Source organism: Amycolatopsis sp. Hca4 (genome assembly GCF_013364075.1).
Lineage (GTDB): Bacteria > Actinomycetota > Actinomycetes > Mycobacteriales > Pseudonocardiaceae > Amycolatopsis.
The window spans coordinates 3945162-3960249 of the sequence record NZ_CP054925.1 but is presented as its reverse complement, the minus strand read 5'-3'; the positions used below and the strand labels follow the sequence as shown (position 1 = coordinate 3960249).

Annotated in this window: 15 protein-coding genes; 2 read left to right on the top strand and 13 right to left on the bottom strand. The window is 69.1% G+C overall.

What is annotated here, in order from left to right; all coding sequences use genetic code 11:
• Positions 1-33 precede the first annotated feature (33 nt).
• From HUT10_RS17090 to HUT10_RS17045, 10 genes are all read right to left on the bottom strand, one after another.
• Positions 34-774: a VWA domain-containing protein gene (locus HUT10_RS17090; protein ID WP_176172128.1), complete on the bottom strand. Its 741-nt coding sequence runs from the start codon at positions 772-774 to the stop codon at positions 34-36.
• Positions 771-1652: a hypothetical protein gene (locus HUT10_RS17085; protein WP_176172127.1), complete on the bottom strand. Its 882-nt coding sequence runs from the start codon at positions 1650-1652 to the stop codon at positions 771-773. The genes HUT10_RS17090 and HUT10_RS17085 overlap by 4 nt, the downstream gene beginning before the upstream one ends.
• A gap of 26 nt (positions 1653-1678) precedes the next feature.
• Positions 1679-2326 carry a VWA domain-containing protein gene (locus HUT10_RS17080; protein ID WP_176172126.1) on the bottom strand — a complete coding sequence of 216 codons (648 nt, stop codon included), beginning with the start codon at positions 2324-2326 and terminating at the stop codon, positions 1679-1681.
• 10 nt (positions 2327-2336) lie between these two features.
• Positions 2337-4043, bottom strand: coding sequence for an Hsp70 family protein (locus HUT10_RS17075; RefSeq protein ID WP_176172125.1), 1707 nt, complete (start codon positions 4041-4043; stop codon positions 2337-2339).
• Positions 4040-4531 (bottom strand): hypothetical protein, encoded by a 492-nt coding sequence (locus HUT10_RS17070; protein ID WP_176172124.1) that lies wholly within the window; start codon positions 4529-4531, stop codon positions 4040-4042. The genes HUT10_RS17075 and HUT10_RS17070 overlap by 4 nt, the downstream gene beginning before the upstream one ends.
• Positions 4528-4944 carry a hypothetical protein gene (locus tag HUT10_RS17065; RefSeq protein ID WP_176172123.1) on the bottom strand — a complete coding sequence of 139 codons (417 nt, stop codon included), beginning with the start codon at positions 4942-4944 and terminating at the stop codon, positions 4528-4530. The genes HUT10_RS17070 and HUT10_RS17065 overlap by 4 nt, the downstream gene beginning before the upstream one ends.
• 8 nt (positions 4945-4952) lie before the next feature.
• Entirely contained in the window at positions 4953-7322 is a 2370-nt protein-coding gene (locus tag HUT10_RS17060) for a hypothetical protein (RefSeq protein WP_176172122.1), read from the bottom strand.
• A gap of 854 nt (positions 7323-8176) precedes the next feature.
• Positions 8177-9460, bottom strand: a complete 1284-nt coding sequence (locus HUT10_RS17055) for a helix-turn-helix domain-containing protein (protein WP_176172121.1) — start codon at positions 9458-9460, stop codon at positions 8177-8179.
• A gap of 387 nt (positions 9461-9847) precedes the next feature.
• Entirely contained in the window at positions 9848-10807 is a 960-nt protein-coding gene (locus HUT10_RS17050; protein ID WP_176172120.1) for a hypothetical protein, read from the bottom strand.
• 167 nt (positions 10808-10974) lie between these two features.
• Positions 10975-11979 carry a hypothetical protein gene (locus tag HUT10_RS17045; RefSeq protein ID WP_176172119.1) on the bottom strand — a complete coding sequence of 335 codons (1005 nt, stop codon included), beginning with the start codon at positions 11977-11979 and terminating at the stop codon, positions 10975-10977.
• Between the two features lie 427 nt (positions 11980-12406).
• Here HUT10_RS17045 and HUT10_RS17040 point away from each other — a divergent pair, with 427 nt between their 5' ends.
• Positions 12407-13480: a serine hydrolase gene (locus HUT10_RS17040; RefSeq protein WP_176172118.1), complete on the top strand. Its 1074-nt coding sequence runs from the start codon at positions 12407-12409 to the stop codon at positions 13478-13480.
• A gap of 40 nt (positions 13481-13520) precedes the next feature.
• Here the strand turns inward: HUT10_RS17040 and HUT10_RS51850 are convergent, their stop codons facing one another.
• Positions 13521-13649 carry a hypothetical protein gene (locus tag HUT10_RS51850; protein ID WP_303246968.1) on the bottom strand — a complete coding sequence of 43 codons (129 nt, stop codon included), beginning with the start codon at positions 13647-13649 and terminating at the stop codon, positions 13521-13523.
• Between the two features lie 10 nt (positions 13650-13659).
• Positions 13660-14211 carry a hypothetical protein gene (locus tag HUT10_RS17035; protein ID WP_176172117.1) on the bottom strand — a complete coding sequence of 184 codons (552 nt, stop codon included), beginning with the start codon at positions 14209-14211 and terminating at the stop codon, positions 13660-13662.
• A 240-nt stretch (positions 14212-14451) separates the two neighbouring features.
• Between HUT10_RS17035 and HUT10_RS17030 the strand changes: the two genes are divergently transcribed.
• Entirely contained in the window at positions 14452-14634 is a 183-nt protein-coding gene (locus HUT10_RS17030; RefSeq protein ID WP_176172116.1) for a hypothetical protein, read from the top strand.
• 6 nt (positions 14635-14640) lie between these two features.
• Here the strand turns inward: HUT10_RS17030 and HUT10_RS17025 are convergent, their stop codons facing one another.
• The gene (locus tag HUT10_RS17025) at positions 14641-15072 is read right to left on the bottom strand and encodes a MerR family transcriptional regulator (RefSeq protein WP_176172115.1); all 432 of its coding nucleotides are present in this window, start codon (positions 15070-15072) and stop codon (positions 14641-14643) included.
• Positions 15073-15088 lie beyond the last annotated feature (16 nt).

Below are 15088 nucleotides of genomic sequence, written 5' to 3'. Positions count from 1 at the left end.
TCCTCTGGTAGCCGGTATCGGCGGTCGGACGGGTCACAGGAAGTCGTCGTCGTCGGCACCGTACGAACTCACGCCGACGGGAATCTGGCTCGCCGGCGGCAGGACGACGCCCGAGGAACCGCCGACCATGGCGTTTCCGGAGTTCACGACACTGGACACAAGGATCTCGGCCATCGCCTTGATCGCCTCGGCGGGCTTGTTCCCCTTGTCCATCATGTACATTCGCATCTGCTTGGTGCCGCTGGACGGGTGGATCAGCGACTGCAGGACCTTCGGGTCGGCGTCGGCGACGCCGAACGGGATCAGGTTGGGATACATGGCGAAGCCGGCACCCGTCTGGCGGTCGTACTCCGTGAGCTCACGCAGCGCCTCACGCCATTCCTGGTCTTCGTCGGTCGGCGCTCCGTCGCTGAGGAAGAACACGGCGGGGCGGTGCACGCTGTAGTGGTCGGCTTTGAGCTGCTTCACGTTGTCTTCGATTTCCCGCCGGAGCAGGCGGAACGCCGCCGCGTACGAGGTCCCGCCGCGCACCGTGAGCCCGGGCAGCTGCAGATCGTCGTCCAGCAGGTCGCACAGGGGCAGCTGCACCTGCGCCTCGTCCGAGAAGTCGATGAGCGCGAACCGCACCTTGTCGCCCAGGATCGGGTTGCGGGCCAGGGCGTCGACGAGCTGGGGCATGATTTCGTTGGCCGCTTCGATGTTGTCCCCGTCCATCGACCAGGACACGTCGATCACCAGGTAGAACGGGAGCAGTTTCGCCTTGTCCTCGGTCATGCTGGAAAAGCACCTTCCTTCCGGATCTGATCGAATGCTTCCGCCCTTGACCGGAGTGGCCCGGTCCACGCGCTCACCGACGGGCGGGCTTCGGGGTTTCGCCGGAGCGAACTCCGCAGCAACGAGGTGAGTTCCGGGCCCGCCGTCGGCCCGGCTGTCCCGGCATCGTGCGTGTGGAAATCGCGCGCCAGCGTCCGCAGCACGACGAGTGCGACCTTGTACGCATCGGACTGCTGGTTCTGGGTGGCGGGAAAAGCGGGGTCTGCCCAGCTCGGTGAGTTGGACTGAGGGGTCACGGGATCCGTGCCCTCCAACCGCAGGCCGTCACAGTCGAGCAGGAAGATGCCAGGACCCTCATCACCCGTTCGCCAGAGCAGGTTCTTCAACGACAGGTCGCCGAGAACCACGTCGTGTCCGTGCAGGAGTGCGACAGCTTCGGTGAACGTCGCGAGGATGCGGAGGCGGTCCGCGGTCGTCGTCTCGGGTATGCCCCGTCTGCGCAGCAGATGGCGGCCGGCCACCAGGAACTGGAGCTCGTTCAGGACGAACCTCCTGATTCCGGAGGGCGTGCCGGTCCAGAAGCCGAAGCCCGCCGGGACGAGCGGCAGCACCGTGCCCACGGCACGGCCGCGCTCGACCAGCACGCTCAGCGGCCAGCAGGCCACGGCGTCGAGCTGCTGCCGCTGCTGCACGTCGAGCGAGCGCCGCCACGATACGAGGCGGGTCAGCGCCGCCGCGTTCGGCACCACCTGTGGGTTGTACCGCTTCACGACCACACCATCGGCAGGGCGGCCCATCAGCTTCCGGAGCGTCGTGACCCTCCCTTGGCCGCCCCGGCCCAGTTCGGGTCCTTCCTCGACGTCGGTGGCGTCGACCACGACGGGTGTATGAGGTGCGCAGGTCGTCACAGCAGGTCCACCTCCTCGAAACCGTCCGGGGGCGTCGGCGGGATCATCGGGCCCCCGCCGGTGCCCGACGCCACGACGCTGCGGATCACCATGTCCCCGATCCCGGCGATGGCCTCCTGCACCGCCGTTCCGTCGGTGGCGGCAAAGCAGCGGGCGGTGGCGATCTCGGACAAGGTCCCGGCTGCGGCTTCCCCGACCGCGAACGCCACGATTTCGGGCCGGACCGGAAAACCCGGGTCGACCAGCCGGGCGAGTTCGGCCCGCCAGAGTTCGCGCGTGTCGGTCGGCTCGCCGTCGCTGACGAAGAAGACGATCGGCCGCCACACCCGGAAGCCGTCTCCGGCCAGCTGTGCGACGTCTCCCTCGATCGTCTCCCGGAGCAGGCGGAAGGCCGACCCGTAGTTCGTCAGACCGGCTGTGGTGAGAGCCGGTAGTTCGTCGAGCGCCGCTACGTCGCAGAGCGGCACTACGGTCCATGCGCTCCCGGCGAAACCCAGCACGCCGATCCGGCAGGTGTCACTGATGACGGGGTTCAGCCAGACCGAGTCGCGGAGCGCGGTCAGCGCGTCCTGCAGGGCCTGCACCCGCCCACCACCTTTCATCGACGCGGAGAGGTCACAGACGAGGTAGACCGGGAGCAGCACTCCGGCGGACTCAGACGAGGAGGTAGGCGTACTGGCGGAGCGCACCGCTCAACGCTTCCTTGCACTCGGCCAGGCCCGCGCCTTCGGCGTGCTCGAGGTCCACGCAAATCGCCTCGAGCCGCTTCGCCTCTTCGTCCCCGACGAACGGCATCACCTTGGTCCGTGCCCGGGCCGTGAGCGCCGCGACTTCGGGATCCGAGACGTGTGCCGAACTCCGCACCGGTGAGCCGGCTCCGACGGATCCGGATTCGATCGTCGTGCTCACCCGCTTGGCCAGCTCGACGAGCTTGGTCTTGTCCTTGGTGACGCCCCAGGAGACGTCGTCGTCCAGCATCACCTGGCCGGATCGGACGCCGACGACGTTGATGTGCAGGATGCCGTCGACGTTGTACTCGTAGGTGATCGTGAACGCGTTCTGGTCCGGTGGGAGGTCCGGATCCACCGGCACCGTCCATTCCCGGAGGATGACGTTGTCTTCGTGGTCGACCGGCTTCGTCGGGTCGCCTTCGATCACCTTGACGCGAACCGCCTCCTGCCCTTGGACCGCCGGCCGGTAGCCGTCGGTCGCCTTGGCCGGGAGCTGGTGGTTGCGGGGGATCAGAACGCTGAATTCCGGCCGATCGCGGTCGTTGTGCACGACCGTGCCGAGCGCGTGTTCAGTGGCGACGAAGAAGTCCTTGTCCAGCTGGCCGAGGAGGATCGCGGAGGCGATCGCCGCTCCCTGCGCGACTGCGGTCATCGGGTCGCACCCGCCTGCCGGTTCGCGGTGCAGGACTTCGGAGACCATCGCCCGGGCGGCGGGGATCTTGCTGCTGCCACCCACCATCACGAGCTGGTCGATCGAACCGGGGGTGATGGACAGGTCGGCGAGACACTGTTCGATCGGCCGGCGGGCCTCGTCGAGGTACGGGGCGATCGCCTTCACGAAGAGCTCGCGGGTCGCGGGGAAGAAGACGTCGCCGGGCAGTGCGAGGTTCACCTCGTCCTGGGAGGACAGCAGGATCTTCGCCCGCTCCACCTCCAGCCGGAACTGCGCCTGCTGAGCCGGGCTCCAGGACGGCCGGGAGGGCAGGGCGTCGAGGATCGCACGACCGAAGGCTTCGTCGAGGTCGATGCCACCGGAGCGCGGAATGCCCTTGGACGCGCGTTCGATGAACACGCCTTCGATGGTCTCGAGCACAGTGACGTCGAGCGTGCCTCCGCCCCAGTCGAAGACGAGCACGTTCTGGTCCCGCGTTGCGTCGACCGAGTACGCCATGGCGGCCGCGGTGGGCTCGTTGAGGAGGGCCTGCACTTCGATCCCGGCGAGTCCGGCGCACAGCTTGGTGCGCAGCCGGGCGCGACCGCGGCTGTTGGCTGGGATGGTGACGACGGCCCGCCTGACGTCGACACCGGGTGAGGCACTCCGGATGTGGCCGAACAGCAGTGCGGCGGCTTCCTCGACGTCCACGCGCCGCCCGCCCACTTCGACGGAGTCGTCGGTCGCGAACAAGCGCTTGACCGCTTCGAGCTTGCCCTCGGTCAGCCGCTTGGCGGCCCAACCGAACCGGGTTCCGCCGTCGGGGAGGATGCCCAGTACGGACGGCATCACCTTGTCGAAGCCCATCTGTGTCCACGCGCCGGGCGGGTTGTCGATGGGGAGGACGTCGACCCGTCGGCCGGTCCACTCGGCGAGGACGGAGTTCGTCGTGCCGAAGTCGATGCCATAGGGGTTCACCGGGGCACCTCGCGATCGTGGTCGGCGTGGCGGGATGTGCGCGGGAGCGCCTTGTGCGGTTCGAACCGCTCGGCCTGCCCCATGACGATCGGCCGGCCGGTCAACTGGTCCACGTAGGCAGGTCGCAGCATCCGCAGGGCGGATCCGCTGCCGGCGAGCACGTCGAAACAGCCGGTGTCGGACGGATCGTCGACCCGCAGCAAGCCGGCTTGCTCGGACCACTCGCGCACCAGCGAAGGCAACGGGGCGGGATCGCCCGACTCGACCGCTTGGGCGAACCGCGCGAGCTGGTGGAGGTGCGCCACCCGCTCGCCCGCCGCGGCCACGATCTGCTTGCGAAGGCCGTTGTAGGCATCGGCGGAGAGCGCCGAAGCGGGCTCCCGCACGATGGTCGCGACCTCGATCTTCTCGATCGACCTGCTGATCAGGTCCACCGCCTGCTCCAGCCTCCGCAGCCTCTCGGCCGCCTCCCTGGATCTGCGCGTCATGCCCGGTCCTCTCGTGTGCGGTGGTATCCGTGGTCGAAGCGCGCGACGCATGGGGTCGCGGCGCCCAGCAGTGCCCAGACATCGTCGGCGAGGCCGGCGAGCACCTGCTCGCGATCGCTGTCGGAAGTCGCCGTGCGACGTGCCAGGGGCAGCGCGACCGGGGCGAAGGCCCCGTCCCCGCTCGGGTGGAAGGCAGCGGGATTCGCCGGCACGCGGTACACCGATACGTCGTCCTCGGCTTCGCTGTGCCGTTCCTGGATCTCGTGCAGTGCCCAGTTGAGGTCTTCGATGGTGACGGCACCACCGGCCGCCTTGCGGATCCGGCGGGCGGCTCGCGCGAACGACCGGCGTGCCGCCTCCGGCGGGGCCGCGTAGTCGACGCCGAGGACGAGATAGGGATTGCGGTCTGCCATGACTCTCCTCAGTCGCCCAGCACGAGGCGGGCCTTGAACTCGGTTTCCCGGACGTGGTCGAGGAAGTCGACGAGCATGGAGCGCAGGTCGTGGTCCTCCGCCAAGCGCACCCAGGGGGTCAGTTGCGAATGCGCCAGCTGGCAGACGTCGACGACTTCAGCGACTTCGCGACGGGCGCTGAACCACAGCGGCGTCCCGGTCGGCGTGTGGTCGAGGACGTTGATAGCCATGTTGTACTTCTCCACCCGCGCGTCCAGTTCCCGGGCGCGGGCCTGGTGGAGGTTGAACGCGATCCGCCGTCCGGCGAGCTCTGTCAAGTTCGCCACGACCGCCTGCACGCCTTCGTCGACGCCGTCGGCCAGGCCGCGGACCCGGTGGTAGGTGTCAACCAGGGTGGTGCCCACTTCGAGCTCTTGCGTCGTGAGGTGGTAGGTGAGCGTCGCGATGCCCAGCAGGGCGAGCACGACCTCGTCGGTCACCGGCAGGCCGCGCACCTTGCGGGCCAGGTCGAGAGCGATCACGCCCGCGGCGTTGTCCGGGTCGTCTATGTGGTCGAGCAGGTATCCCCGGGTCTGTGTGATGAAACTGTCGCGCTCTGTCGCCAGCCAGTCGGGTGCGGTGCCCCAGTCAGCGATCTGCGCGAAGACGCCGACCATGGCGGTGAACCGGTCTTCGTCGGCGACAGCGCGGTAGAAGTTCGCCTCCAGCGTGTCGTGGTGAGGAGAGCCGGCCAGGTTCCGAGGATTGCGCAACCACGCCGAGTCGAACCGGGCGAGCACTCCCGCGATCTGCCTGAATTCCTCGAGCGCGATCGGCGCACCGACGATGCTGCGGAGAGGTTCCCGCAACGTCGAGGGCAGCTGCTGTGTGTCCTTGCCTTCGCCTTCCCAGATCTTCGAGTCGTCGCTCTGCCACAGGACGAGCGCCCGCAGCGCGGCGTTCACCCGCATCCGGGCGCTGGGGGCCTCCCGCACGACACGGGCCAAGTGCTTCGCGGCCAGTTCACGATCCAGGTGGGCGGCCACCACCCCGATGTTGGCCAGGAGCGCGACGGAGTACTCGCCCTCGATGGCCTGTTCGAGCGCTTGCAACGCCGCTGCGTGCTGACCGGAGTTGTGCAGACCGCACGCCAGCAGGTTCTGGGCTTCGTCGCGCAGTTCCTCGCTCGAGGCGCCCGTCAGGCACCGCCGCGCGGATTCGATCGCGCCGGGCCAGTCGGCCAGGAACAACCGTTCTCTCGCGGCGGTCAGGGCGAGCCAGTGCGCGAATTCGCTGTTGCGGTGTCCGTCGGTTCCGGACCGCAGGGCTTCGGTGCCGAAGAGATTCACCAGTGGTTGCCAGGTGGTCCGGTCGGCGAGCACTGCGTCGACCGCAGCTGCCGCAGGCGTGCCGTCCTGAACCGCGCGCAGGGATTCGGTGAGACGCCGTACGGTCTCTCGGTAGGGCCCCAGCGCGAGATCCGGATCCACGTCGTCGGGCCGGTTACTGGTCAGGGCGGACAGCACGCGGACATGGGCGCCCATCGCGCTTTCCGGGGCGCGTTCGAACGCTTGCACGTCACCACGGGCCAGCGCACGGCGGATCGACTCGTCGTGGTGCTCCAGTGCGTCGACTTCGTCGTCCGTCAGCGTTCGGGGCTCGGTGCGGGCGTGGAGATAGACGCGGTCGCCGGCTGAGCGGCTCGATGTCGTCACCTGGTTGGCGTCGAGGAGCCCGGCATCGACCAGGTCGTCCACGACGGACAACGGCGCAGTGGCCCAATCGCTCTCGGGGACGAGGACTCCACTTTCGGGATGGCCGCTGTGGGACAACGCGAGCTTCCCCTTCGCGCCCAGCAGCCAGGTGTCGGCCAGCGGTACCGCCGCCGGCTCTGTCGTGGCAAGCCGGACGAGCGGATCGGGGAGGTGGAACAGGTTGGCCAGCGTCGCAGCGTCGGCCAGCGCTTCGCGGGCGGTGCACGGGGCGCCGCCGAGCACCCGGCGGAGCAACCGGGCCAGTGGCTCCCGCTCGGCGAACGCGACCAGCTGCCGGTCCAGCGACTTCGCCGCCGGCAACGTCCGCAGCTGGCCCGCGAACGCGGCGAGAATGCCGATCTTGTGACGATAACGGTCTGGGGGAAGGGCGGCGGCGGCCGTGAGCACCTCGCCGACGTCTGCTCGCCGTGCCGCTTCGACCAACCGCAGCCAGTCGTGTTCGGAGGGGCCGATCCCGCATGCCGTGACGAGGTCGATGCGGCCCATGGCGATCGCGTCGAGCGCCAGGCGCCTGGCCGAAGAAGGGCGTTGTCGCACCACGTCGAAAACAAGCTTGAACAGCGTTTCCGCGGGCCACGGCAGTATCGACTGGTCCTGTTGGACAGAGATCGCGTAGCGAAGCACCGTGGCGTACGGGCTCTGCCACGGCGCGGGGCGGGTGGCAGGGGTGACGGCTGCGGTTTCACCTTGAGTTCCGCCCGCGGCCGCACGGTGCCCTCATGGGTCAGCAGCAGATCGCCGTCCGGACCGGCCCCGATCTGCAGGGCGTAACGCTTGCGCAGGTGACTGCGGTACTGGAGCAGCTCGCCGTAAGCCGGCGACGGCGGTTCGGAGAGGGGTTCCGCCGGTGTTCCGCATGTAGCGCAGGCCTTGTCCGCGGCGGAGTCGGCACCACAGCAGACGCACATGGGTGCCGGGTCGGCCAGCACGGCGGTCACCGGCACCCCGGTCGCACCGGCGACCAGGTTCGACACCTGGTCGAGACGTGGTCCGCTGGGCTCGACCCGCCGGAGCACCGGAACGGGCGCGGCTGGAGGAGGTGTTTGCCGGTCCAGGTCGAGCGGAGAGCCGCAGCCGCCGCAGTACACGTCGGTTTCCGCGGCTGCAAAATCGCATTTTCCGCAGCGGCCCGCACGCGACGGCCGATTCTCGATGGCTGGGCTCTGCATACTTCTCACGGTCACGGTCGGACGCCTCCGAAAGGCATTGCGCGGGGTGACTATCCGGCGGTGATCTCCGGAGTGCGCTCAATCGAATACGCCGTACGGCTCTGCGGCAAGAGCTGTCTCCTATTTGATACTCGGGCGCCTCGTATTGGCCACGATTTGTCCATCGGTGTCCGCCAAGTGTCCACGAGCTGACAATTGTTGCCGGGTGCCGCCTTGTCGCATTCGAACTGCGTGATCGTCTCGCCGTTCTTCACTCGGTGGGTGAATTCGCGACCGCATGCCGATCGTGTCCGGCGCCGGCTCGCCGGTTCAGCGCAGCGCGTCGACGAGATCGGGGTAGACGGTGCGCACGTGGGGGTGGTTCAGCCAGCGCGACAGCGTCCGCGCCAAGGCCGACAGGTCGGAACGGATCGTGGCGGAGCCGAGCCTGGTGAAGTCGTCGAGCAACGCCCTCGCGAGACCGCACGCTTGATCGACCTCCTGGGCGGTCGCATAGGCAAGGGCCTGGCGGGCCAGCCAGCGCGCGCGGAACCGGTGCGCGGACGCCGGGGTGTCTCGCAGTTCCCGCTCGATGGCCTCCGCGGCGTCGACGGGTTTACCCAGGTCGAGCAGGCACCACGCGCGGGAAAGGTGGACGGGGTTGCGCACAGTGCTGGTCCCGAGGACGGGTGCCGTCGGTACTACGTCGTCGTCCAGCAGTTCGTAAGCGACGTCGAGGGCGCGGAAGCAGTCCGACGCCGAGCCCGCGAGTGCGTGTCCTTGGGCTTCGCGTTGCGCGGCCAGGCCCCGTACCCGCCTGCTGGCTCCCGGGTGACGTTGCGCCGCCTGTGCCAGTTCGACGGTCTCCCTCGCGTTGGAGGTGTAGAGCGTGACAAGAGCGCGGCGGACGAGGCTGTACGCGGCCAGCTCCTCGTCGCCGCCTTCCGAAGCGAGCGTCACGGCGCGATCGGTCCACCAGAGCGCAGCCTTGTCCTCGCCCGACTCCTGGGCCATCCAGCCGGCGTATTCGGCGTACCGCGAAGCCAGGACGAGGAGGTCGGATCGGACCCGGCCGGACGAACGTGCCGCCACCAGCTGGATTGTCCGTGTCTGCGGGATGATGCTCGGGAGGACCAGGGTCGGTGACATGAGCTGACCCAGTCTGCGCATTTCGGGGAACATGCTGGTGAAGGCCCTCAAGGTCACCTCGGCTTCCTGGGCCTGCGTGACGCCGGGCGCCGGTCTCGGCCTCATCGAGATCAGCGCCGTGGCGCCGAGGGCCATCGCCGATCGGCGGTCGACCGGCTGGAACCAGAACGAACCGTCCGCTTCCATCTGCAGCACCCATCTCTCATCGGGGTCGGTGGCCGAGGCCGGGTACGCACGCGAGAGTGCCGGCACGACGGCCGCTTCGGCGCGGATGAGCAGTCCGTCGAGGCCGAGAGCTCCGTCGCACAGTCTGACCACACCGGGTGACGGCGGGCGCAATCCGGCTTCGATCTTGCTGAGGTACCCCTTGCTGTAGTGGGTGCGGCGCGAAAGTTCGCCCAGGGAGACGTGTTGCTCCATGCGTAGTTTTCGCAGCCGGGTGCCGAAGTGCGCCTCGTCGTCCATCGCAGCCCCTCGCGTGTTCGCTCGTTCGTAGAGTCGACCCCAAGGGACTGCCGTGCCGCAAGTGTTTCCCGGTGCCTGAAGCAGGCCGGCGATGGACAAAGAGCGGTCATTTCGTGGACAGGGCCGGCTCGCGCGTCGGGGGCCGGGTGCCCGTGTTGCCTGTTTCCCGTTGATCGGTCAGCCGGGAAACATCTCTTCTTCGAATCGCGGCAAAGCGATCCTCGGATCAATCCGGCCGGCGCATCGGTTCGGTGATCGGGAATCGCTCGCGGGGAGGTGAAGAAAATGGAGCCGCATCTGTTCTTGGTGCTGTGCCAGTACGTTCTGATCGTGCTCGGCGGCTGAGTGTTTCCGCGGCCTGGCGGTGCCGGCCCGCCAGGCCACGGCTCAGGCGCTCTTCCGGTTCTTCCACCGGATTCCGTATGCGTAACCCGGCGCCAGACCGTCGAAGGTCGTGTGTACCTCCCGGAGCGCGTCCACGGCGATTGTCTCATCGGGCAGGTACGGATCGTCCGCGGCGCGGTGGAATGCGCCGCGTATCACGTTCACGCTGGCCGGCGCCAGTTCGGCGGCGAACCTGACGCGTAGGTCGAACTCGCTGCACGGGCGCTCGGGGAAGAACACGTACTGGTGACCGGGTGCGGGGTATGCGGCACGAATGCTCAGGCTGTACTCGTGCCGTTGCCCGGCGGCGAGCGGTGCCGGCAGCCGGAGGTGACATACGGCCCGGTCGCTCGACAACGGGACGCAGTCGAGCACTTCCGCGCCGTACACCGGATGAGCGTCGAGAACCGAGACGGTGTTGTCCGTGTCCCCGACCGGTAGCGTGACGAAGACCTGGAGCCGGTCGCCCAAGTCCCGCTCGGCGACGATCCGCCTCCGCTCGATGAACTCGTGGTTCGGCCCGTCGAGTTTCAGCAGGGCTTCCAGTCGTTCCACGTGCCAGTCCTGGGCCGTACCCGGGTCTCCGGTGGCTGCCCCCGTCGCCTCTTCGGCCAGCATGTCGATGGCCTCGTCGACGCGCCGCCGGATGGTGCGGACGTCGCGGTGGAGTCGCGCGCTCAGCAGCCGGACCCGGTCCCCGAGAAACTTGCCCGCCATGTCGGCGTCGAGGGCCATCGCGGTGACGATGACCTCCCGGAGGTCGGGAGGTAGCGCGCGGATGCCCCTGCCCAGGGTGCCTCGCACCTTCTCCCGGATGGCTGCTTGGGTGTCCGACTCGCTGATCCCGCACAAGCTCCGCAGGGCCGGTCCGACTTCCGTCGAAAGGCGCGGCGTTTGCAGGCCGCGCCCGCGTTTCAGCCGTCGCAGCTCGTCCGCGACCTCGGCGGGGAGAGGGATCGCCATGAGGTGCTCCGTTCGGTCCCGTTTGCAGTGGCCGAAGTTGGCGACTGCGGCGGCGCTTGAGGCCACCGAGGTGATCGAAGTCGTTCTTGGCCTTGTTACAGAAGGTCACTGCATGGTTGTTCTGTCACTCGGACGGAGCAGGAATTACTGCAATCAGATATCAGTGATCACTGTGCCGGTGCCCACTGGAGGCCGTAGCCGAATCCGGCCTTGAGGTTCTCGAACCGGACGTGGACCTCGTGAACCGCGTCGACGGAAATCGGCTCGGCAGCCGCACCCGGGAAGTCGACGTCCCGGTGAAAGACCTCCCGGACGACGTGCACCTGAACCGGTGGTGCCGTCGACTTGAAGCGGATCCGCAGGTCGAACTCGTTGCAGGGGCGTTCCGGGAAGAAAACGTAGTGCGACCGCATCTCCTGGCCGTCCGGAATGACGTTGACGAGTTCGTACTCGTGTTCGTCTCCGGTGGACAGTGGCGGGATCCGGAGATCGAAGACGAACCGACTTCCGTGGAGCAACCGCCGTGCGACGAGTTCGGCGCCGAAGTGGACCCGCGTGATCAAGTCGACCGATCGTTCGAGCACCGGTTCACCTTGTGGGGTGGGGATCGTGATCGACGACCTGATCTGATCCAGACCGTCGCGGAGGGCGACGATGGTCCGGCGTTCGAAGCTTTCCGGGGTCGGTTGATCGAGGCGGAGCAGGGCTTGGAACCGCCGGACCGTCCACGCGTCGGTCTGTTCGGCGCGAGCGTGGCCGGAGCCCGAGCTCCACGTCGCCTTCTGAGCGAGGAGCAGGAGCGCGTCGTCAAGCCGGCGCCGAATGGTCCGATCGTCCACCGCGGATCTGGTCGCCAGCCAGCGGGTGCGATCCCTGAGGAACTGGCCCGTGCTGTCCTGGGGAATCTCGATCGCCAGTGAAATCCTGGCGATCTCACGAAGATCCGGGGGGAAGTCGTCGGTGAGGGCGTTCAGGGTGCCGCGGAGCTTTTCCCGCACCGTGGCGGGTTGATCTTCGTTGCTGATCTTGCAGAGTTCCCGGAGCGCGGGTCCGGTATCGGCGGCGACACCCGGTCCGGCGACGCCACGGCCCTTGCGGAGTTTGCGCAATTCGGCCAGGACATCGTCTGACGAGAATGACATTCGAGTGCTCCGTTCGCTCGCGTTCTGCATCTGGAGGGGTGTCGGGAGCGTCCCCGGCAGCAGACGAGGTGCGCAGAGGATATCCGACCGGGGTCGGCCGGACCTTCCGGCTTCCGCTGTCCGGCGGCGAAAGGCTCTGCGCGGCGACCGGTGCCCGGGGCGATTCGGTCACCATTGACGGCCCGGATTCCGACTGGCCGGACCCATCCCGAGATCCGCCGTGCGAATCGGCGAGAAGGGGAAACGGCATACTTCGACGGTAATTCCTGCTTGCCTTCGCCGCGGTCGCCGGTATCGGGGTGCCGGCGACGACCGCCGCCGATGCCGTCTCCCGGCCCCCTGGCGAGCCGGACCACCAGTGCGAGGCACCGCCGGTGGCGCATCGGCATCTCGTCGTCGCGCCGGTGCCGCCGATATTCGATGGCGCTCATGGAGCGTGCGCGGTTTAGTCGGTCCCATGGTTGCCCTGCACGGTACGTGCGACGAGCGGTTCTCCGAAGTTCGTGATGCGCTGGCCAAGTCTCTCGCCGAGGACGACGTCGGTGCTTCGGTCGCCGTGTTCCTGCACGGGCGGCCGGTGGTCGATCTTTGGGGCGGGTACGCCGATGCCGCCCGGACCGTCCCGTGGGAACGGGACACCGTCACCAACGTCTGGTCCACCACCAAGACGATGATCGCCCTGTGCGCGCTCGTGCTCGCCGATCGCGGTCAGCTCGACCTCGACGCGTCCGTCGCCCGGTACTGGCCCGGGTTCTCCGCCGGTGACGTCCTCGTCCGGCACGTTCTGTCGCACACCTCGGGTCTGCCGACCTGGGACACGCCCGTCACCACCGACGACCTGCGCGATCCGCCCAAGGTCACTGCGCTGCTGGCCGCGCAGGCACCGCGGTGGACGCCCGGGGAGGTCGCCTGCTACCACGCTCTCACGCAGGGGTACCTGCTCGGCGAGGTCGTCCGCCGCATCACCGGGAAGACCATCGGTGCCTTCTTCGCCGCCGAGGTTGCCGGGCCGCTGGGGGCGGACTTCCACATCGGGTTGCCGGCCGCGCACGATCACCGGTTCGCGCCCGCCATCGCGCCACCCGGCGGGTTGACCGTGCCGCCGCCAACCGAGCTCTTCGAGATCGTCCCCAACCCCGAAATCGTGCCCGAGGAGACGAACGCCGTCGCCTGGCGGCGGGCCGAAATCCCCTCGGGTGCCGGTTACGGCAATGCCCGGTCGGTCGCCGCCGTGCAGTCGGTGCTCACCTCCGGCGGCGGGGGACTGCTGTCGCGGGCCGGGGGCGAGCGGGCGCTGGAGGAGCAGTACCACGGGCTCGACTACGCCCTCGGCGTCAAGATGCGGTACGGCCTCGGCTACGGCGTCAGCGGCCGGACGTGCTTCTGGGGCGGCATGGGCGGTTCGCTGGTGTTCAACGACTTCGACGCCGGACTGACTGTCGCCTACGTGATGAACCAGATGCTGGACGCCATCGTCGGCGACGGCCGGGGCATGACCATGGTGGCCGCGGCCTACGACGGCTTGGGCTAGCCGATCCTGAACAGGACGGCCGCCTGGACGGCGAGCACGGTCAGGGCCCGTTCGTGAGAGCCGCCGTCGCCTGCCAGGCCGTCGCGCCCGGCGGGGCGGTCGTGACCTGGGCCGCCGGCAGCGGCAGGCCCACGTGGCCGTCGCCGGTCACGGTGCCCGGCGCGTCCATGACGACGCAGTCAGGCTGGACCGCCGTCCAGCCGGTCAGGGCCGCCGGGGGCGGCGGCCGGGGTGTCGAGCGCCCCGCGCGTCGGCTGGGGCGTGCTCGGATCGAGGTGGCTGCCCAGCTCGGGACAGTGGCAGCCGAGCGTGAACGCGCTGCTGAACGGATAGGCCTGTGGCGCACGCACCGCGGGGCCGGCCGCGCGCTGGATGTGCAGCGTGTCCAACGCCGCGGGGGCTTGAGGGCGACGACCGCCGCGGCCGGGTAGCGAATCGGCCACGGTGGACCCGGCAATGTGGACAGCGCGACCAGCGCGATCGTCCCCAGGACCGCGATCCAAGACGTACCGGCTGATGAGCCCGACGTTGCCGCCGGGCACGTTCGCCGTCGCGTGGCCCGGTGACCGCATCGCTCCCAGCGCAACGGCGTACACCGCCAGCCCAGCCCGGGTCCGCCGGTCGCTCGCCGTCCGGCGCAGCAGCCGCCCGGCCGCGCGGCTTCCGGCGACCCGCGGGATGAGCACGGTGAAGTCCGGCTCGAGGGCGTCGGCGAGCGCCGGCTGGGGCATGGGTCTCCTGCCGGGGAACGGGGGCCGGCGACGGCGGGACCGCCCGGAATCGTAACGGGCGGCGTTAAGGTGTCGTCCATCCGAGCGGGAGGCCGGGGTGATCGTCCCGGACAACCTGGCACTGCAGGGCGCTGTGCATCGACGAGCTCGCGACCCGCGCCCGCGACCTCGAGCGGGCGCTCGACTCCGGGCGGCGGCCCGGAGCCGGGGGACCGCCGCAAGATCACCATCGGGCTCCCCTTGGGGCCCGCGATCGTCCAGGCGCAGGACGTGCCGCTGCCCCGGCGGCGCCCGCGGACCTTCCGGCTGCCCTACGACCTCGCGCGGCTCAGCCGCGCCAGCCTGAGCATCGGCCCGGACCTGGGCCGGGTGTTGGGGCCGGCCGCGGAGCGAACGTGGCGGCGCTGCGGCGGCCTGTCGTAGCCCGGATCAGCGCACCCGTCCCGGTGCCCAGAGCCCGTCCGCGTCGCCCGCCTCCAGGCGGCCCCGGTAGACGCCGATCTTGCGGTCGATCAGCTTCAGGTTCTCCTGCAGTTCCGCCAGCTTCGCCAGCACGTCCGCGCGGTGCTCCTCCAGCAGCGCCAGCCGCTCCGGCTCGTTGCCGCGGCCGGCCGCGACCAGGTCCGCGTACCGGCGGATCGTCTTGATCGGCATGCCCGTCGCACGCAGCTTGGTGCAGATCTTGATCCAGTCCAGGTCCAGTTGGCGGTAGCGGCGCCGCCCGCCGCTGGTGCGGTCGACCTCGGTCACCACCAGACCCGCGCGTTCGTAGTAGCGCAGCGTGTGCGCGCTGACGCCGGTGCGGCGGGCCGCGTCGGCGATGGTCAGGCCCTCGGCGGGGATCGGCTTGACTTCGAGCACGCTCTAAATCCTAGCG